At 45.9% G+C, this 20,488-nt stretch carries 18 protein-coding genes; 9 read left to right on the top strand and 9 right to left on the bottom strand.

Translation table 11 applies throughout. From position 1 onward, the window contains the following. Window positions 1–180 (bottom strand): hypothetical protein (locus H8K32_RS20195; RefSeq protein WP_222613180.1); only part of this gene is annotated, 180 nt, incomplete at its 3' end. A 94-nt stretch (window positions 181–274) separates the two neighbouring features. Continuing rightward, window positions 275–1,183, bottom strand: a complete 909-nt coding sequence (locus tag H8K32_RS17915) for a recombination-associated protein RdgC (protein ID WP_186913933.1) — start codon at window positions 1,181–1,183, stop codon at window positions 275–277. A gap of 174 nt (window positions 1,184–1,357) precedes the next feature. Here H8K32_RS17915 and H8K32_RS17920 point away from each other — a divergent pair, with 174 nt between their 5' ends. The 6 genes from H8K32_RS17920 to H8K32_RS17945 all read left to right on the top strand — a co-directional run bounded on the left by H8K32_RS17920 (window position 1,358) and on the right by H8K32_RS17945 (window position 6,877). Continuing rightward, window positions 1,358–1,873, top strand: coding sequence for a DUF6622 family protein (locus tag H8K32_RS17920; RefSeq protein ID WP_186913934.1), 516 nt, complete (start codon window positions 1,358–1,360; stop codon window positions 1,871–1,873). Between the two features lie 100 nt (window positions 1,874–1,973). Continuing rightward, window positions 1,974–3,686, top strand: a complete 1,713-nt coding sequence (gene argS, locus H8K32_RS17925) for an arginine--tRNA ligase (protein ID WP_186913935.1) — start codon at window positions 1,974–1,976, stop codon at window positions 3,684–3,686. A 118-nt stretch (window positions 3,687–3,804) separates the two neighbouring features. Beyond that, window positions 3,805–4,482 (top strand): SPOR domain-containing protein, encoded by a 678-nt coding sequence (locus tag H8K32_RS17930; protein WP_186913936.1) that lies wholly within the window; start codon window positions 3,805–3,807, stop codon window positions 4,480–4,482. Between the two features lie 18 nt (window positions 4,483–4,500). Further along, window positions 4,501–5,208: a thiol:disulfide interchange protein DsbA/DsbL gene (locus H8K32_RS17935; protein WP_186913937.1), complete on the top strand. Its 708-nt coding sequence runs from the start codon at window positions 4,501–4,503 to the stop codon at window positions 5,206–5,208. A gap of 77 nt (window positions 5,209–5,285) precedes the next feature. Continuing rightward, window positions 5,286–6,071, top strand: coding sequence for an SDR family oxidoreductase (locus H8K32_RS17940; protein WP_186913938.1), 786 nt, complete (start codon window positions 5,286–5,288; stop codon window positions 6,069–6,071). 2 nt (window positions 6,072–6,073) lie between these two features. Continuing rightward, the gene (locus H8K32_RS17945) at window positions 6,074–6,877 is read left to right on the top strand and encodes a helical backbone metal receptor (protein ID WP_186913939.1); all 804 of its coding nucleotides are present in this window, start codon (window positions 6,074–6,076) and stop codon (window positions 6,875–6,877) included. Window positions 6,878–6,969: 92 nt separating this feature from the next. On the opposite strand, the gene H8K32_RS17950 is transcribed toward H8K32_RS17945, so the two are convergent. The 6 genes from H8K32_RS17950 to H8K32_RS17975 all read right to left on the bottom strand — a co-directional run bounded on the left by H8K32_RS17950 (window position 6,970) and on the right by H8K32_RS17975 (window position 16,701). Beyond that, on the bottom strand, window positions 6,970–7,389 hold the full coding sequence (locus H8K32_RS17950; RefSeq protein ID WP_186913940.1) for a response regulator: 420 nt from the start codon (window positions 7,387–7,389) through the stop codon (window positions 6,970–6,972). Between the two features lie 28 nt (window positions 7,390–7,417). Then, window positions 7,418–12,220: a response regulator gene (locus H8K32_RS17955; RefSeq protein ID WP_186913941.1), complete on the bottom strand. Its 4,803-nt coding sequence runs from the start codon at window positions 12,218–12,220 to the stop codon at window positions 7,418–7,420. 282 nt (window positions 12,221–12,502) lie between these two features. Then, complete coding sequence (locus tag H8K32_RS20620; RefSeq protein WP_186913942.1) at window positions 12,503–13,645, bottom strand: methyl-accepting chemotaxis protein; 1,143 nt, start codon at window positions 13,643–13,645, stop codon at window positions 12,503–12,505. Between the two features lie 322 nt (window positions 13,646–13,967). Then, on the bottom strand, window positions 13,968–14,858 hold the full coding sequence (locus tag H8K32_RS17965) for a DMT family transporter (protein WP_343068066.1): 891 nt from the start codon (window positions 14,856–14,858) through the stop codon (window positions 13,968–13,970). 53 nt (window positions 14,859–14,911) lie between these two features. Beyond that, a complete protein-coding gene (locus H8K32_RS17970; protein WP_186913943.1) occupies window positions 14,912–15,694 on the bottom strand; it encodes an alpha/beta fold hydrolase in 783 nt (260 codons plus the stop codon). After that, entirely contained in the window at window positions 15,691–16,701 is a 1,011-nt protein-coding gene (locus tag H8K32_RS17975) for a M14 family zinc carboxypeptidase (RefSeq protein ID WP_186913944.1), read from the bottom strand. The genes H8K32_RS17970 and H8K32_RS17975 overlap by 4 nt, the downstream gene beginning before the upstream one ends. Window positions 16,702–16,922: 221 nt before the next feature. Here H8K32_RS17975 and H8K32_RS17980 point away from each other — a divergent pair, with 221 nt between their 5' ends. Further along, entirely contained in the window at window positions 16,923–17,201 is a 279-nt protein-coding gene (locus H8K32_RS17980; RefSeq protein ID WP_222613181.1) for a hypothetical protein, read from the top strand. Window positions 17,202–17,287: 86 nt separating this feature from the next. On the opposite strand, the gene gshA is transcribed toward H8K32_RS17980, so the two are convergent. Continuing rightward, a complete protein-coding gene (gene gshA, locus H8K32_RS17985) occupies window positions 17,288–18,880 on the bottom strand; it encodes a glutamate--cysteine ligase (protein ID WP_186913946.1) in 1,593 nt (530 codons plus the stop codon). 418 nt (window positions 18,881–19,298) lie between these two features. Here gshA and H8K32_RS17990 point away from each other — a divergent pair, with 418 nt between their 5' ends. After that, window positions 19,299–19,691 carry a VOC family protein gene (locus tag H8K32_RS17990; RefSeq protein ID WP_186913947.1) on the top strand — a complete coding sequence of 131 codons (393 nt, stop codon included), beginning with the start codon at window positions 19,299–19,301 and terminating at the stop codon, window positions 19,689–19,691. 34 nt (window positions 19,692–19,725) lie between these two features. Beyond that, on the top strand, window positions 19,726–20,487 hold the full coding sequence (locus H8K32_RS17995) for an ABC transporter ATP-binding protein (RefSeq protein ID WP_186913948.1): 762 nt from the start codon (window positions 19,726–19,728) through the stop codon (window positions 20,485–20,487). Window position 20,488: the final 1 nt, after the last annotated feature.

The raw sequence follows: 20,488 nt of genomic DNA on the forward strand, positions 1-20,488 counted from the left end.
AGCAGTGGTAACAGAATTGGTAGCAGTTTTTCTGTTTCCTTTTATTAATAATGTTGCTAAGTCCTTGATTTTATTGGTTAAAAAAGTTGATGGGTGAGTTTTTTTCACAGCCCCGTCCGCTCCGCCAATAAAAGAAAAAACGAGTTGCTTAGGCGGCTCGTTTTTTTTTGCATTTTTCAAAGCAATACTCAGTTCAATTCAATTCTCAACAACTGATTTTTAGGCCAAAAAAAAGACGAGTCCAACTCGTCATTTTTATTAAACTTAAGAAAGTTTATGCCGCCTTTGCTGGTTCCAGTTCCCCATCCAAGGCGAACACTATGTCATCCATCATCTTTGCTAGTTCGGCGGTCATCAACATGAAGTCTGCATCAAAGCGTTCTTCTTCGTTGGTACCTTTATCTTTATCTTCATCCAGAATATCTAAAGGTTTAATACGCTTAATCGTCAAGGTATCGGTCAGTACAAAGCTAATGCGGTCATCCCAGGTCAATGCCAGTTTTGTGCACTGTTTGCCTGCCGCAATATGCTTTTGAATATCATCCGGTTCCAGTGTGTAACGTACGTAACGCACGGTTGCTTTGTCTTCGGTGGACGATTTCAGTTCTGTATCCTGATCGATCGTAAAGCCCTTAGGAGCTTCGTTACCAGCTAACCACGATGTCATCGCTGCTTGCGGTGAAGATTTAACGCGCAAGCCCTCCAATGGCAGCTTATCGCAGCACTTGAGCAAAAGTTTAACCACTTCGTCGGCACGGGAGGGGCTGGACGCATCAATCACCAACCAGCGATTGACCGGATCAATCCAGACCGAGGTATTGCGTTTAACGCCAAATGCACGTGGCAAAAGTTCATCGGTGACTCTTTCTTTCAAGTCTTTCATTGCTTTACGACCAGGGGCAAAGCCTTGTTGCTCTTCTAACTCTAAAGCGCGAGCTTTTGTAACTTGATTGATGACACTTGATGGCAATAACTTTTTTTCCGTCGCCAGTGAAATTAAGAATTGTTTATTAACGCTATGCACCAGCATCTCATTATTGCGTGGTGGCGCCCAACCCTGACTTTGCATTTCATTGGAAGCACATTGTGAGAATGCAATACGGGACAGTTGTGTATGTAACTCCTCAGCAGTGATTTGCCATGGAGAGGTAAGACGAAATATCTGTAAATTCTTGAACCACATAGCGTTTCCAAACAAAGAAAACCTGACATTCTACACGCGTCCCCTATGCAACTCACGCCGCTTACACATCATTTGACGACTTTAATTTACGGCTCATCGCAATCTTCATGACGTGCTAAAAATGACTTGCCATACTAGCCTCACTTTCTGATTCAACCACACAAGGAGATCAACATGCTGCAAGAAATTCTGACACACACACCTTTATGGGTGTGGTTTATTCTTTTGTTTTTAGTTTCACGCGGCATGAAGGCGAGTAAGGATCGCGTGATGAGTTTTAAATCGATGGTGATATTGCCAGTCTTTATGTTGTTGTGGTCCTTGCAAGGGATTTACCAACATTTTGGCCTGCAAGCGGCTGTGATTGTATGCTGGAGCACCGGATGCTTGCTTGGATTAGGTCTGATATTAGTTTTTGGGAATAAGCAAGCGATGAGCTTGCTACCAGACGGCCAGTTACATTTGCGTGGTAGTTGGAAACCGATGATATTGTTGCTGACCATGTTTTCAATCAAATATGTAGAGAACGTCATAGTGGCGATGAATCCTGCACTAAAAACAGAAATCGGTTTTGTGAGCACTACCTGTTTGATTTATGGACTGATGAATGGTTTATTTTTAGCTAATTTACTGCGCGTGATTTATCTCACTAGTATCAAGAACGCTCCAACGCCACCACAAACTGTGTGATCACAAGCATAAGCAGACGGACATGGCGCGGGGGAGACAGTATAATGACCGCTGTCCTTATTAAGATTTGTTGCGCGAAACGCAATGAACACGATGCGCTATGTTAGCTGAACAAAAACAAGAAATCCTGAATCTCCTCAAAAACGCGATTGCTCCGATATTGGAAGGCAGTGACTTAACACCTTCCATCTTGTTGGAGCGTCCTCGCGATCCAGCCCACGGTGACATTGCTTGCAATATCGCAATGCAAATCGCTAAGCCCTTGCGCAAAAATCCACGCGAAATTGCGAACACCATCGTGACCAATCTCCAGGCACTCAACAACCCGCTAATCGCAACCGTTGAAATTGCCGGACCTGGGTTTATTAATATTCGTGTCGCTACCGCTGCGAAACAGGCTGTGGTGAAAACTGTATTGCAGCAGGCCGCAAATTATGGCAAAAGCCAGCGTGGTGTTGGTCAAAAAGTGGTGGTGGAATTTGTTTCTGCCAATCCTACCGGCCCTCTGCACGTAGGTCATGGTCGTCAAGGTGCGTTAGGCGATGCCTTAGCCGCGCTGTTAGACGTACAAGGCTACGATGTCACTCGTGAATTCTATTACAACGATGCTGGCGTGCAGATTGGTAATCTGGCTTTGTCGGTGCAGGCACGTGCCAAAGGCCATGCGCCAGGCGATGCAGCCTGGCCTGAGTCCGCATATAACGGTGACTACATTGCAGAAATTGCACGTGATTTCTTAGATAAAAAAACGGTCTCCGCCAGCAATGGTTCACCTGTTACCGCCAGCGGTGATGTAGACGATATCAATTCCATTCGTGAATTCAGCGTGACTTATTTACGCCGTGAGCAAGATAGCGACCTGCAGGCATTTGGTGTTAAATTTGATCATTATTACCTCGAATCTTCTTTGTACACGGACGGTAAAGTTGAGTCTACCGTCAAAGCACTGACCGCCGCCGGTAAAACCTACGAACAAGACGGTGCACTGTGGCTGCGCACAACCGAGTATGGCGACGATAAAGATCGCGTCATGAAAAAGTCGGATGGAACGTATACTTATTTTGTCCCCGACGTTGCGTACCACGTGACTAAATGGGAGCGCGGATATCGCCAGGCGATCAATATACAAGGTAGTGATCACCACGGCACCATCGCGCGTGTTCGCGCCGGTCTGCAAGCCTTGAATGTTGGTATCACACAAGGTTATCCAGATTACGTGTTGCATAAAATGGTTACCGTCATGAAAGATGGCGAGGAAGTTAAAATTTCTAAACGTGCTGGTTCTTACGTCACAGTCCGTGATCTGATCGACTGGTCAGGCAATGGCGATGTGGTGAAAGGCCGTGACGCCGTACGCTTCTTCCTGATTTCACGTAAAGCAGATACAGAATTCGTATTTGACGTTGACGTGGCATTGGCACAGTCTGATGAAAACCCGGTCTACTATGTGCAGTACGCCCATGCACGTATTTGTTCAGTGTTAGCGCAATATTCGACCGACGAAGCAGGCTTTGCTGGTCTGGTAAATGTTGATTTGTCACCTTTGGTCGCACCACGCGAAGCAACTCTGTTGGCAAAGCTGGCTGAATATCCAGAAGCATTAGAACGTGCACTTGATGAGCTAGGTCCACATCAAGTGGCATTCTATCTGCGCGATCTGGCAGGCGAATTGCATAGCTATTACAATGCCGAACGTGTATTGGTTGACGATGAAGCGACCAAGATGGCACGTTTGGCGCTGATGCTGGCTACACGTCAGGTCATTCGCAATGGCTTGTCTTTGATCGGTGTATCAGCGCCAAATAAAATGTAATTGTTTAATATCCTTGCATGCTTGTGTCGGCATCAAAGGCGCAGGCGTGCAGGTATTGACCTCAAATTTTCGTACTCTAGCAATGACACCAGCGTAATTATTTATTCTTCGGAGACGCATGAAATCTCATCATTCAAGCCTGCAAGGCCAACGGGGCAATACTTTAACGGGACTAATTATTGGTCTGGTCATTGGTCTTGGTATAGCGGTTGCGGTTGCACTATTAATTACCAAATCGTCGACGCCGTTTACCAACAAAGGATTGAAATCAGATAAACCGGATCAACCAGTCACGCAGTTACAGGATCCGAATAAGCCTTTGTATGGAAATAAAGAGACGACGAAAGAGGTAGCCAAGGAGTTTGTAAAAGATCCGAATGCACCTAAGTCAGCCGAAACGGCGGCTACGCCTGCTGGGACCCCACCGGTATCCACTATTTCCGCAGCTACTAAAACAGCAGTTGAAACAAAAGCAGAAACCAAACCTGCAGTGGATAAAACACTCGCAGAAAAGAACGACAAAGCTGCTGATGTTGCAAAGAATGAAGCGAATGACGACAAGTACATTTACTTCTTGCAGGCGGGTGCCTTTAAGGATCAGGCAGATGCTGAGGGCGCACGCGCTAAACTTGCATTAATTGGTTTTGAAGCGAAGGTCAGCGAAAAAAATTCTGACACAGGAACCATGTATCGCGTCCGCGTCGGGCCATTTAATAATGCAGAAAGTATGAACCGAACAAGAACTAAGTTGTCTGATAATGGCGTTGATGTTGCCGTTGTGCGAACTGTTAAGTAATTTTGTAAAGGAAGAATAATGCGTTTATTTAGTCATATTGTACGTAGTGTCATGCTGCTGGGATTGGGTTTAATTGCAACTGGTGCCGGTGCTTCACCTGCTGCGCCACAAAATGGCACTGAATATCGTGTCTTGTCCCGTCCCCAGGGAACGGACAGTGGGAAAAAAATTGAAGTCATTGAGTTCTTTGGTTACTTCTGTCCCCATTGCAATGCATTAGAGCCACATATCGAAGCCTGGGTCAAAAAGCAAGGCGATAATATCGTTTTCAAACGTATACACGTCGATTTTCATGATCTCGTTACCCAACAAAAATTGTTCTTCACTCTGGAAGCAATGGGAAAAGTGGATGAATACCAACCTAAGGTATTTGCTGCTTTCCACGTTGATCACAACAGCTTGAGAACCGATGACGACGTGATGCGCTTCGTTGCAAAATCCGGTCTCGATAAACAAAAGTTTTCAGAAATTTATAATTCTGTATTTTTTACTCAGAGTAAATTGACCCGTGCCAAACAATTGGCGGACGCATATCAAATCGATGGCGTTCCAACCATCGCCGTCGATGGACGTTTTGTGACTTCTCCTGCTCAGGCTATCAGTACCGTTGGTCGTGCTTCGGAAGACGCACAAAATACTGCAGTACTGCAGGTGTTGGATTTCTTAGTTGCCAAGGCGCAAAAAGATAAAGGCCTGACGCCAACTGAGCCAGCGAAAAAGAAATAAGCCATAGTTACGATCGCTACTACGATCATCAGTCCGCCGCATACTTTCTATCCGGCGGACTTTTTTTATTGGATCATATGAAAACTGTTTTCATTACCGGTGCGTCATCAGGCATAGGTGCTGCGTTGGCTAAGGCTTATGCACAGCAAGGCGCAAGGTTGGGTCTGCTCGCCAGACGCAAAGAAAATCTCGAACAGCTACGCGCCAATTTACCGAATCCGGAGCGCCATCACATCTACGCAGTGGACGTGACCGACCACGCCGCAGTGGCGTCAGCTGCTGAGGATTTTTTGAAACAATGCGGACAAGTTCATATTGTTATTGCCAATGCCGGTATATCGGTCGGTACCTTGACCGAGCATCAAGGTGATTTGCCGGTCTTTGACCGTGTCTTTCAAACCAACGTAACTGCAACTGTCGCGACTTTTGCACCATTTATTGCTGCCATGAAAACCTATTCAAAACAAGAGAATTGTCGATTGGTTGGGATAGGCAGCGTGGCTGGCATACGTGGCTTACCTGGCGCCGAAGCATATAGCGCTTCCAAGGCCGCAGTGATTAGTTACTGCGAATCTTTGAGGGTGGAGTTGAGAAAAAATCGGATACGCGTGGTAACCATCGCCCCAGGCTATATTGATACGCCGATGACCCAGGTGAACTCCTATCCTATGCCATTTTTGATGCCTGTCGAAAAATTCGCGAACCAGGCTATTCAGACGATCAATGCTGGACGTTCTTATCGGGTTATACCCTGGCAAATGGGCTTAGTGGCAAAATTATTGCGACTATTACCTAATCCTGCCTATGATTTTTTGTTTTCCCGCGCGCCGCACAAAGCACGCGTCGAAGAAGCCGGAAAATAAAGATGCTGGCGACATCTGATTTGGTCGACGCGATAGGTCAACGACACCCATTGGCGAATAAGGCAGATACCCGCATTGTCAGTCTGGTGCCTTCGATCACTGAATTATTGTGCGATCTTGGTCTGGCTAGTTTGATTGTTGGTCGTACGGGATTTTGTATTCATCCCGTACAGATCGTACAAGCGATACCAAAAATCGGTGGTACCAAAGATGTGAATATAGAAAAAATTCGCAAGATGGCACCAACTCATTTGATCGTCAACATTGATGAGAATGAAAAGCCAACGGTAGATGCTTTAGCAGAATTTATTCCCAATGTGATCGTGACACATCCAATTACGCCCATGGATAATCTGGATCTATATCGATTATTAGGACATATCTTTCAGGTGGAAAAAGCGGCGACAAAGCTGATCCGCGAATTTGAAGGAGCAAGTAAAGCTTTATCTGAAATGAATGCTTTTAAGCCTGAAAGAGTCGTGTATTGTATTTGGCAAGATCCGTGGATGACGGTGTCTCAGGACACCTATATCTCAAATATGTTGCGCATGATCGCGTGGCAAACCTGGACGCCAAAAGACGCTACAAGCAGATACCCCGTTTTTCACTGGAACGATCAAATGGTACAAGAAATTGATCGTATTTTATTGTCTACTGAACCTTATCGATTTAATGAATCACATGTCGATGCCTTGGAACGACAAACCGGAAAGCCAGTGCAACTGGTGGATGGCGAAATGCTATCCTGGTATGGTAGCCGCGCTATCGAGGGTCTGCAATATCTGGCTACACTCGTGAACACCTGAGCCACAAGCATTACTTCAATAAAAAATCCCCCAGCATTCGTTGTCGGGGGATTTTGATAAATTGCCCAAATAAACTACGTATCAGCTAAGGGTTATACCTTTGCATATAGTTTTTCTATTGCAGCCATCAGGGCATCTTTTTGCAAAGGTTTTTCTATCGTACCTAAAAAATTCTGGCGTGCTAACTGCGCAACCAGCGAAGCAGAATACAAAACTTTTGCGCCTTGACCAGACATCAATATCACGCCACCAGTGTAGTTGCGTTCTCCCAATTTTTTCATAAATTCGAAACCATCAATATCTGGCATTTGTATGTCACATAAAAGTAAGTCTGGCTTGGGATTGGTGTGATCAAAAATGGTGAGTCCACTTTTTCCGCCCAAGGCAGTGACGATATTTTTTATACCGCATTCTGCCAGCAAATCAGAAACAAATTCGATTTGAAAATCGTCATCATCGACAATCATCACGTGCAGACGTGCATTGTCGGAAGGAGAGAGAGAGTCGTCCATAATTTCACCTATCTAAAAACCAGTTAAATTAATTTGTTTGTTGCGAATCTTGTTTAAGCTTCAGATCCCATTCTATTTTCCAATCCATAAATTCCTTCGCTGCCATTGGACGGGCGATAAAATATCCTTGTACCTCATCACAACCTGAGCCAGCGATTAAATCCCAATCTTGCTGTTTCTCTACACCTTCGGCCACTAAATTGAGCCGGAATATTTTTCCTAATTGAATACTGGAACCCAGAATAGCTCTGGCTGCTTCATCTTTGGTCGCGCCATTGACAAATGCACGATCGACTTTGAGTTCGGTCACAGGTAATTGTTTAAGATTTTCCATCGTCGAAAAACCGGTACCAAAGTCATCGATAGACAGGCCAAATCCCTTCAGGCGCAAGCGCGTTAAAATTTCCAGGCTCACTGTCAGATTTTCCATTAAACGACTTTCCGTTAATTCCAGTGTAATTTGATTTGGTTGTACACCTGCGTTACAGACGATACGTTCAAACTCCTCAGGCAAATCGAGTTGATCCAGATCGTCCATAGAAACGTTAACGGATAGTTTAAAGTCGTGCCCTTCTTTGAGCCATTTTCCGAGTTGTAATGAGCCCTTCTTGAGCACTTCATGGGTCAGGACATCGATCATTCCGTGTGCTTCCATGACCGGCACAAATGAAGCCGGGCCTATGATGCCGCGCTCAGGATGACGCCAGCGTGCGAGGCATTCGGCACCGACCACTTGTTTGTTAAAGACGGAGACTTTAGGCTGATAGAAAACTTCAACACAATCGTCAGCGATACCTTGCTGTAATTCCGCGATTGTCAGTACGGCTTCTTTTTTGTATTGAACACGTTCTGGCCGTGAATGCTTCTGATGTGCCAGAGCGAGTTCCAGAGAATCCTGCAACAATGGTTTTTTCAGTGCGGCCAGTAGATTCAAACCATAGGCCTTCACCAGACTTTCCGCTGCTTTCAATAAGTTATGATCGACACCGCTAAGTAAGATGACCGAACCTGAATAACCGTGTTCTGCGACTAAACGCAAAAAAGTGATCCCATCCATGCCGTGTAAATGCAGATCACACAACAATAAATCAGGATTGTAGGTGCGTATCATCGTCAGTGCCTGATGCCCATCCATGCAAGACATAATGCGAGTGACACCGAGTTTGCGCAACGTCGTGCTGGCGATTTCGATGTGGTTTGCATCGTCTTCCAATACTAAAACGTGTAAATCAGAGTGAGATGCCGTACCGATCGAGTCAGTTTTTGGAATAATTAAATCCATATTGCCTTTGGATTTCAAATAAAGGCTAACAAAGGACTCAATTTTTTCAAACCATTCATGCATTTCGCTCACGATTTCAAGAGAACGATGCAGATTGGATTTATTTTTTAATTCTTCCAATTCGTGACACAGGTCGGCAAATTGATGTGCCCCGACAGTACGTGCGCTGGATTTTAAACGATGTCCTAATGCTGAAAGAGTAATCTGATCTTTAGCATGGCAAGCCTCGTCGAGTTCTTGTAATCCTTTGCGTGCGGAGTCGACAAATTTTGACGCAAATTTTCCAATTTTTTCAGGTACCGCACCTAATTGCTTTTCTAAAACGCGTAAATCGATGCATAAATTTTTATCGAAGACAACTTGCTGCGGCGTTTCATACAACTCTGTGGTTTCATGCACTTCATTGTTATTTGATAGCCAACGTGTCAAGGTACTATATAAGACTTCGGGTACAAATGGTTTGGCAATAAAATCATTCATGCCGACCCCCAGGCATTGCAAACGATCTTCGTTCATCGCGTTGGCGGTCATGGCGATGATTGGTAAGCGAGCGAATTTTTCTATACTGCGTAATTTGCGGGTTGCTTCCAGCCCATCCATGATAGGCATCTGGATATCCATCAACACGCAATCGACAGGCTTTTTTCGTAAAATATCGATGGCTTGCTTACCGTTGCCAGCCAATAAAATGGTGAGCCCGGCAGCTTCCAGTAGTTCGGTGGCAATTTGTTGATTGAATTGGTTGTCATCGACCACCAATACTGTCAGTCCGCCGCGTTCTTTGGACAGTAACTGCAAACGTGTGTTGTTGAGTGCATCTATCTTCGCTTCTGGTATAGCGGCAACTTCTTTTGCAGCTGACAGGTGTACCGTAAACCAGAAAGTGCTGCCTTTACCCAATTCACTGTGCACACCAACATCACCTCCCATTAATTTTGCAAGTTGCTTGCTGATTGCCAGACCTAATCCGGTTCCCCCATATTTACGCGTTGTCGAATTATCCGCTTGTTGAAATGAGCGAAATAATTTGCTTTGTTGTGCCTGCGTCATACCGATGCCAGAGTCCTGTACTTCAAAGCGTACCAGCCAGCCATCTGCTGCATCCTGTACTTTTCGCACCCTGACGATGATCTCACCTTGCTCGGTGAATTTGATGGCGTTGTTGGTGTAATTAATCAAAATCTGACTGAGGCGATGCGGATCTCCATGCATGTGATTTGCTAATTCTTTATCGACATCGAAATTCAAAGCAATATTACGTCCGATGAGTTTATTACTCATCATGCTCGACAGATTATTCAGAATTTCCTCTAACCAGAAGTCCACCGCTTCCAGCGTCATCTTGCCTGCTTCAATTTTTGAAAAATCCAGAATGTCGTTGACGATATGCAGCAAGTGTTGACCGGATAGCTGAATCTTCTTCAGATAATCACGTTGTTTTGGATCACTGGTTGCTGCCATCGCCAGATATGTCATACCCAGAACACCATTCATGGGCGTGCGAATTTCATGGCTCATATTAGCGATGAAATTACTTTTCGCTTCATTGGCAGCTTCAGCCTGACGCCTTGCTTCCGCTAACTCAGTGGTACGACTGACCACCAACTCTTCAAGGTGGTGACGATGTTTATCTAACTCTTCACCGAGGCGTTTTTTATCGGTGATATCTTCTTGTACTGATACATAATGACTAATCGTGCCATCCGGCTGGCGTAGCGGAGTAATGATCGCATATTGGATAATCTCGCTGCCATTTTTGCGTTTATTATGAAACTCGCCCTTCCAGATATTTCCTTGTGAAATCGTTGGCACCAGAGACAATAAATGGTCGTCGTGATATTCATTGCAGCGGATAATTTTCGGATCTTTTCCGATAATTTCGTCGCGCGTATAACCGAAAGTTTTTAAAAACGATTCATTAACGTATTCAATGTGACGATTGACGTCCGTGATGATAATCGTCTCTGGGCTTTGCTCAACCGCCAGAGATAATTTGTGCAATTGTGTTTCCGCGATTTTGCGCTCAGTAATATCCTGAATCTGAAAGACAAAGTGGATTGCTTTTTCGGCCTTGTCTCTGACAACACTCACATTGAGTTGAGTCCAGACATCTTGCTGACGGCGATGCAGGTAGCGTTTTTCTAGCTGGTAGCTTTGACGCACACCATTCACGATTTCAGAAATTAATCTTTGGTCAGATGCCAGATCCTCGATTGGTGTGAACAGGTCAAATCCCTGATTAAGAATATCGTTTTCGGACCAGCCAAGCATGTCACAAAATGCGTGATTGACTTTCAAAAAACGCAGATCGAGTCCTACTAACGCCATTCCTATTGGTGAGGCGACAAAAGTTTGCTCCAGGCGCTCTTCACTGACATGTCTCACTGCGTCGGCGAGTTTGCGTTCGGTAACGTCCTGCACAATGCCTGTCAGCCGCACGACTCTGCCGCTGGCATTCATGATGCGATTTCCGGGCATCGCCCAGATATGACGTATGCTTAAATCGGGCAAAATAATCCGGTATTCAAAAGCGGATGCCAGACTATGTTGTTTAAAGGTGTCTTTTTGGCGATTGATAATATGTTGTTGATCTTCTGGATGTACTGTATCAAAGATCATTTGCGCAATGTTGCCGCGATATTGCGTCAGGTCACGTTGCCAGATGCGTTGCATTTCATCCGACCAGGTGACTTTGTTGATATCCGGCTCCCAGACCCAATGCCCTACTTGGGCAATATGCTCTGCTTCACGCAAATCCAGCTCGCTTTGCCGTAATGCTTCTTCAGCATGTCTGCGCTCAGAAATATCACGTGTGACGCCCAACATCATGATGCTGGATTTGATGGCATCGCGAATCGGTACCGCATGGGTTTCCAGCCAGCGACGGGTGCCCCTTAAACCAGTTATTTCAAACTCCAAAGTACCACTATTTCCAGATAGCACGTCTTCAAACAGAGTTTGGAATGCATCCCGGTATTTCGGGTGGATGAAAGAAATTAAGCCGCGTTGCCGCACTTCGTCGATGTCCCGCACTTCTAGCATGGCAAGACCAGCGGCATTGATTTCGATGAGATTACCATCTCGATCAACGACATTTACACACTCTGGTTCTGCTTCAAAAATTGCGCGTAAACGCTGCTCGCTTAGGCGTAGTTTCTCTTCGGCACCATGTTTGTAGATGGCGAGTTCCAGACCGGCACGCAATTCACGATCGGTAAATGGTTTGATGATATAGCCAAATGCTTCGGATTCTTTGACACGATCAAGGGTGTCGTCTTCTGTTTGGGAGGTCAAAAAAACGACAGGAAGTCCTAATTCAGCGTGGATGGTATTGGCCGCTGTGATACCGTCGATTTTGCCGGCGAGCATGATGTCCATCAGGATAACGTCCGGATGCAGTTCGCGTGCGAGCTCGATTGCCTCTTCGCCGAAGGCAGTTGATGCAATGGCTTGGTAGCCAAGAATTTCCAGCTTGATCTGGATTTGCAAAGAGACTAATTCATCATCTTCGACGACCAGCACCTTAGACTTTTGTTTGGGTGAAAGCATTTCTTACTCCACGGCACAAATAGCGTAGGATTGACCACAAAAATAATCCTGTTACTAAGGACACGGGTGCATTAATTTGCAAAAACACTCCGTTATCGTTTTTATAAAATGGCTTATAACCAGGTGGGTTGCACATTGGCGGTAGGTGTATGGGAATAAATTCCTATGACGTGGACTTCCTATGTTGCCAGTTCTGGTTGAAGCTATTTTGCGTAAAGAGACTGTTGATTCTTGAAAATACAGGTAGGTCACCAACCCTGCGCTGCTTTTATTGATTGAAAATCAGAAAAAAGTAATTTCGGTTTCATCAACAGTACTAGCTTCATTATCTTGTTGATGATGCCTATATTCATCGTTCATGGTGTAAGTCTTTTGCAGTTCCTCTAACCACTCACTGGTTGTTGGCAATTCACCATGAGCAGCAAAGGAAACGTTTTCCTGCATTTTGTTGATATCGGTACGCACGACATCCAGCATTTGTGCGATACGGTCTTGAAATTGTAAGCTAACTAACAGTTGCTCAATATTGCTGCGGATGACATTCCCATGTTCGCGCATTTGTTGGGCGGAATCCCCCATGATTTCAACGTGAGATAAGACATCTCGTACCACTGCACCAGAAATCTCTAACACCTTGCTATCTTGAACGGAGGCACGGTCGGCCGTCGCCAGCGCTGTTTTCATTACGCTAGAGACGTTTCGTACGCGCTCGCCCATGCGTTTGCCGGTTTCTGCGGACATATGCGAAAGCTTACGTACTTCACTAGCGACGACCGCAAAACCACGCCCGTGCTCTCCTACCCGTGCTGCTTCGATCGCTGCATTGATAGCGAGAAGATTGGTCTGTGCAGCAATTTGCCCCACTTCTTGCGCCATGGTGTTGAGTTCATTAGTCGATGCAGCCAAATCTCGAATACAGTGGAGCAGCTCGTCCTTGCTCTCTATCATTTTTCCCAGTGAGTCAATAACAGGAGTGAGTTCTTTTTTACACAGCTGCAATAAAGTAATCGTTGCATCAGCCTCTTTCGATTTGCCAAGATCACTGACACCACCAAAACCGGCGGCGTCAAACTCATTAACCATCGATGAAAAACTTTGGATTAATTGCCCAACGGCATTTTCTGTTTGCTCTTTGACTGAAGTGACGTGGGCATTCCAGAGCGGCAGTACATGATGTAATAAATTCGGTAACTCAGACGCCGGCTCGATGGCATAGAGCGATTCGGTTTGATTTGTTTCGTCAGATACACTTTGTCGGCGTCGTATCAAAGCCCAGCCCATATAACCAGCAGCAGCCATAATGAAGACGGCGGCGAACAGATTGACAATGCTTATTTGATTCCATAGCAGAATGACCGTGCCGGTGAACAGCATTAGAAAAGAAATCAGCAGGTCGCTGTGTGTACGAAGAGAAAAATTCTGCATGTTACATATCCCAGATGAAATACGACATGGACTTCTAAACTTGAAAAAATAACAGCTTTGTAATTTTGGGTTAATACACAACTCTATTGTGGACTGAATCGGATGAAATGCAATCAATTTGTTAATAAAATGTGGATTTTTTTGTAATGAAGTGATTACATTTTATTGATTTTTTAATATTTGGTTACAAAGATTTCTCAACGTGAAATTAAGTTGGTGTGTATCAATAATTACCTGTTTACATGGCAATTTGATGACGGCACAAGGTTTGTGGGTTTGGTAGGGCCCACATGGTTTTGTGCCGCTTAAAGGAAAGAGTAACTTAGCGGTTGGTCAGAGAGACCCCGGCAATCACCAAGATGCCGCCAAAGACCATAGAGATTAAAATCGGTTCATTGAGCAACAAAGCACCCAATGTAATACCAAATACAGGCACCAAATTATTGAATACCGCGGTTCTGGCGGGGCCTATGGTTTTGACGCCTTCGTAATACCAGACAAAACCAATAACGGTACCGAAAGCACCCAGATACACCAACGCCGCGAGCACTTGCCACGTTAAATGGCTGACATCAAATTGTGCCAGTTCTGTCGTTGCACCGCAGACTAGTAATACTAATCCCCACAAGGAGGCATATGTCGTCGCAGCAATTGGCGACAAGCCCTTCAGGGCTTGTTTGCCGATAATCGTGTAAGCAGCCCATGCGCAGACCGCGCACAGCATAAACAACTCACCTTTGCCGATAGACTGTGACAAATCATGCAGCGCGCCGCTCACATCGCCACGAGTGATGACAATGCTGGCGCCAATAAATGCGATCACAATCCCTATCCAACGCCGCAGTCCTAAACGCTCACCAAACAGCGCCGCCAGGATCAAGGCAGTGACGATAGGATTGAGTGCCACGAACAAAGCAGTGCGTCCGGCAGGCATGCGTTCTAATGCCGAAAAGAAACAAAAGTTGTACAGAAAGATGCCGGTGGCGCCGAGCGCAAACGTCGCGTGTAGTTGTTGCCGGTTAAGCTTAGGTAAACCACCTTCGAGTTTCCATGCCAGCGGCAAGAGCAAAGCGCACGCGACCGTAAAACGCATTGCTGCCGCCATCATGTGAGGAATTTGCGGCGCAACCAGGCGTCCAGCGATAAATGTGCCACCCCAAAACAGAGCGACGGCGACAAGTTTCAGATAGGTGGTAAGGGCGACTTTTTGCACAATGATATTAACTAAAAGAAAATTGGAAAGCCTACACTAAATGGCACGGTATTTCAGCGAGGGATTGCATTTTGCGTTCGAATTTCAACCGTCGGTAACCACGCCTGAATCTGAGAAATCACCCAATCCCCATCGTCAAATGGCAAATCATGTCCGGCCGTTGGATGAATAGTTAAAGGACAATGCCACAGATTGGCCAGAGTTTTTGAACACTGAGGGTTGACCAATTGGTCACCATCCCCGACCAGCAATAACATCGCTGAGTGAGGCGTTTGCTGAGGTGCGTGATAGCGCAGTGCAGCCAGTAATTGACGAATGATATTGCCGCGACTAATCGGGTATTGCCGCGCATAGCTGACCCAATTTTGTACCGCCGTATGTATCATTGAGGTCGCTTTTTGACTGCTGGTCAGGTCGAATACTAACTGCTCGCGTTGTTGCACATTCCCGAACAACATCGTGGTGAGTAAACGTGGGTAATTACCTGGCCGTAAGCGGTGATAGAAAGGATTGTGCGGGGCCAGGCTGGTATTGATCAGCACCATCCTTGCTATTTCTTGCGGATAGCCGCGTGCCCACGCGACTGCAACCATGGCGCCCAAGGAAATGGCCAATAAATGGATCGGGGATTTTGCGTTTGCACCACGAACTTGCGTACGCGCGAATTCGACCATGTTTTCAATGTTGCTGGCGCTGGTTTGCTGGTGTAATTCACCGTTGCCAGGAAAATCAATCGTAATAACCTGGTCGTTTGGAAAGGCGGCTTTAAACGCCGCTAAAAAGTCTCCCCAATGCCTTTTTTCACGCATCAGGCCGCGCAACAAGACCCAGGTCATGGGCGATACCAGCGTGCAACCGCGCGCTCTTGCAGCCGCAATCGCGTAGGGCCTTGTGCCATCCAGTCCTGGTGACCACACGCAGCCCGCATTAGAAAATCCAGCCACGATGTATGCCGGCGTAACACCCTGTGCAGGCGGTGTTCTGCAACGGGATTGAACATACCATGACGCGAAAACAATTGACGTGGATTTTTTTTCACCCAAATCCAAGACCCCATTTCCAGTGTTAAAGGCAGAAACGTCTTTTCTGGGCTTTCCAGCGCCTGCAGATACAGATAATCCCAGACGTCACCATGGGTCTGGTATTGCAAGCTTTGTGGCTCAAACAGGTAATGGTGATTCGGATGTGTTTGCTGAAATAATTCTTCCAATGCCAGGATATCTGCCAGATTTGGAATAGGATGAATGCTGTGCGCATGCGGAAACCAGACCCGGTCGCGTAAGCCAAAACCTGAATGGCAGTCTATTGCCAGACTAAATTGGCGGGACAATAATTCTTCTTTGACGGTCCGGCACAAGGCGATATTTTCGGCCTCCATTTCCGCGCCCTCTGGGCCGCGATACCACGGCAAATGCGGACTGAGTCTATGTCCCCCCAACAGAAATGGGACTTTATTTTCCGCTTGCACTGGTGCATTACGCATCAGATCAACGCCGTTTGGATTACTGCGGGTTGCTCGCCACATACCACCGGGATTGATCAACGGCATAAAGACCAGTCGGACTTCTTGCAGCATGTGCTGCAAACCTTTGTCCCACGATAGGCGCGTAATCAGCCCGCGTAAAAATGACAGCAATACTTGGGTGCCGATGCGCTCAAGTCCGTGAATTCCACCAAAAAAACCGATCGCCGGTAATTGGGGATCTGGATTGCCCATCGTCAGTTTGTACACCGGAAAGCGTTTATGCTGGACGTCAATTTCACACAAGATATCGACGTCAAGATAGGGTTTTCCCAGCTTAATGATGCGTTCTAACTCTCGTAATTCAGGCAATGCTGGCATGGGAAGCTACGCTAGAAATTTAACTCGCTCATGCTATTGGAGGCGGACTAAGAAAGCAAGAACATAGGAATGTAATTTTTACGACGCGAATTTACGACAGATTTTGTGGCAATACCCTTGAACGCTCTACCATTTCTAAATTTATATGCTTTAATGCAAAAAAGCCGCCACTGATTTTGCTGATGAATATCGCTGTACGTATGGCGACAAAATAAAGGTGAATGATGAATAATCTGAAAATAGATGAGGCGATGGCGTATGTTCGTAAGATTGCAGCGAAAAATAATGGAGATGTACCTGAATGGAATAAATATCAGGAGTTGCTAAAAGAGCATTTTAAAGATCCATTTAATACCAAATTTAAAATGCCGCAAGAATATTATTACGCCTACTTACGTGGCAAGAACATGAGTCATGAAGAAGCGTTGGAGCGCATGGGAATTTCCATAAAAACCAAAATCAGTCAGGAAAAGAAAAAAAGTTTTTGGAAATTCTGGTAGACCAGTTGGTCCTTGTTAGCCACCCTCTGAGTTTTAACGCTCCAGCAAACAAATAGCTGCTCCTAATTTCAGGGTGGCTATAGAGCTTAATTTTCGCAGCAAATTTGGCTCGAAGTGCGCGAGCGATAATCGGTAATAAACTCTTCAAATGTACCGATCTGAGAGGCTTCCATTGTCTCTTGTTCAGCAATAGACGCTTTGGCCAAATCTTCAAAATAAGCAATTTCTTCTGGGCTTGGTGGGCGGGCGCGGAACTGTTGCGCCAGTATGGTGCTTTGCTTGAGGGCAAATTGCGTAAATGAACCATTCTCAGCCTGAATTGCCCGTAATACTTGTGCAGACGGTGTCAGATCGCTGTTCAATAATTTTTCTTTCTGTACCTGCATAGACTCTGCATGCGCTGCAGCACCATGTTGTTTATCAAGTAAAGCGGCAACTGGAGTGATTTTTTCCAATAATTCTAGGCCCCAAGTCTGTAAGGAAACTGTTTTGCCGCCGCGCTTGAGCATTAAACCAGGGCGACGACCTTCTTTCACTGCCAGTGCAAAATTTTCAGAATTTTCCTGCCCTTCAGCCTCATTGGTTAATGGACTTTCATCCAGCGCGCAGAACAGTAAAAATGCATCCAAAAAGCGTGAGGTTTCCAGATTGATGCCAAGCGGATCAAACGGATTTACGTCCATACAGCGAACTTCCACGTATTGCACGCCGCGCGCACACAAGGCTTCTATCGGACGTTCACCGGTGCGGATTACACGTTTTGGGCGTATGGTTGCGTAAAACTCGTTTTCGATTTGCAATACATTGGTGTTGATTTGTACCCATTCGCCATTGATTTTGGTACCGATTTTTTCATATGCTGGATAGGGCTTACGCACAGCGATGGACAAGCTGCGCATGTACTCCATCAAATTGTTATACGGCGGCACCAGACCATCCTGGGCATTATTTTGATAGCCGAGATCACTCATACGCAAACTGGTGGCGTAAGGCAGATACAAGGTATCGGCGGACAAGGTTTCTAATTGATGTGGTCGACCACGCAAAAAGGATGTGGTCAAAGCAGGCGACGCGCCAAACAAATACATCAACAACCAGCTGTACCGCTTAAAGTTGCGGATCATCGATATGTAGTTTTCGGATTGCACATACATCGCGTCGCCCGGTGTGTTCTCGGCTTGCTGTAAGACTTTCCAAAGATTTTCTGAAAGCGAATAATTGTAATGAACACCGGCAATACATTGCATACTTTTGCCGTAACGCAATGCCAGACCGCGACGATAAACATGCTTAATCATGCCGATATGCGAATTACCATACCACGCGATCGCAATCTTATCTTCTTCAGGAAGAGGGCAAGGCATGGATTGGCTCCACAACATCTCATCACCGAGCTTCGTGTACGCAAAACGGTGAACCTTGTCTAATTTGTCTAGCGCTTGTGCAATGTCGCTTTCTGCTGGCGTGATGAACTCCAGTAAGGCTTCTGCATAGTCGGTCGTAATTTGCGGATGTGTTAATGTCGAACCCAACGCTTTTGGATGTCCATGTTGCGACAAATGCCCTTGCGGATTGACCCGCAAAGTTTCGCGCTCTATGCCTCGCAAGCCTTGTCCCAGCAAGGGGCGATGCTCATTGCTATCGAGTAGCGCCAGACGTTGATTTAACAAATTACTCACAGAGTTTCCTTCAAGATATGATGTCATCACATTAATGCAAGATGCAATTTTTTGAGCAAGCATAGCCGAAATTTGAATTTGACATCGGATGCCATATCAAATCATCGTCATGTTTAACAGGTTGCTAAAAAGCAATGTGTGGTAACCGCGCGTTGCGCCCTCGACCACTGACCCGAAAAACCTTTATTTTCCTTGTCGCGTTGAAATTCGTTGTTTTATTGCTAGCCGTAAAGATCGATCAATCAACTGTATCATTGGTTTTTTGGTAAGCTCTTGCCGTAGTGTAACCATGTTTCTTATTGCCTGCTGCCTGGGCAGAAGTTGAAGTGTAGGCATGATATGTTTCAGGCGTATTGTTGATACAGACGGACGCGACAAAAAAATTTGTTTTCATTGAAGTCAACCAGGAGCCATTGCAATGAAATTTGGATACACCATTATCTATGTCCCTGACGTAGCCGCATCTCTCAGTTTTTTTGAGACAGCATTTGGACTTCAGCGGCGTTTTCTCGATGATTCGGGCATGTATGGCGAGCTGGAAACGGGCGCGACCGCGTTGGCGTTTGCCGCGCATGAAATGGGCGAATTTAATTATTCTACCGGGCATGTCGCAGCACATAGTTCAAGTAAGCCGCTAGGTTTTGAAATTGCCCTCGTCACTGAGAATGTCGCGCAAGCCCATGCCCGCGCCGTAGCAAGTGGCGCCAAAGAATTGGCAGCACCATCGCAAAAACCTTGGGGACAAATTGTTTCGTATGTCCGCTGTCCGGATGGCGTGATGGTTGAATTGTGCACGCCAGTGATCGGCTGAGTCTTAGCTTTAAAAAATCCTTGAAAGAAATGGCATGTCTGATGTTGCTTTAGAGTTGCAGGATTTAACCAAAGTCTTTGGTCGTCCAGCAGTAGATCACTTAAATTTATCAGTGAAAAAAGGCGAATTGTACGCTTTATTGGGGCCTAATGGCGCTGGTAAGACGACGACCTTACGCATGGTAGCGGGCTTGCTTTTGCCTGATAGTGGCACGATCAGTATTTTGGGACAAGATCTGTTAAGTGATCCTGCAGCCGCTAAGCAAAAGCTGGCGTATTTACCAGATGACCCGATGCTGTATAACAAACTCAAGCCAATTGAGTATCTGGAATTTGTCGCTGGCTTATGGGGTATAAAACCTAGTTTTGCTCAAACCAAGGCGGCCGAATTGCTTGAATGGCTGGATTTAAGTAAACATGCCGACGAATTAACCGAAGGTTTTTCACGGGGCATGAAACAAAAGCTGGCGCTGGCCGGTGCCCTGATCCATCAACCTGAATTAATCATTCTCGATGAACCGCTGACCGGCTTGGATGCCGCAGCAGCGCGTCAGGTGAAAGATTTATTGCTTGCCCATGTTGCGCAAGGTGGCACTGTCATTCTTACTACCCATATTCTCGAAGTCGCAGAGCGCATGGCGCAGCGCATAGGGATTATTCAACACGGCAAACTGATCGCCGAAGGTAGCTTAGATGAGTTACGTCATCTGGCCGATAAAACGGACTCTGGTGCAGACCAAGGCGCACAAGTCGCGACGTTGGAGCAAGTCTTTTTGCAATTAACGGAACCAGCCTGAT

It is taken from the genome of Cognatundibacterium jejuense (assembly GCF_014284255.1).
GTDB classification, from domain to species: domain Bacteria; phylum Pseudomonadota; class Gammaproteobacteria; order Burkholderiales; family Burkholderiaceae_D; genus Undibacterium; species Undibacterium jejuense.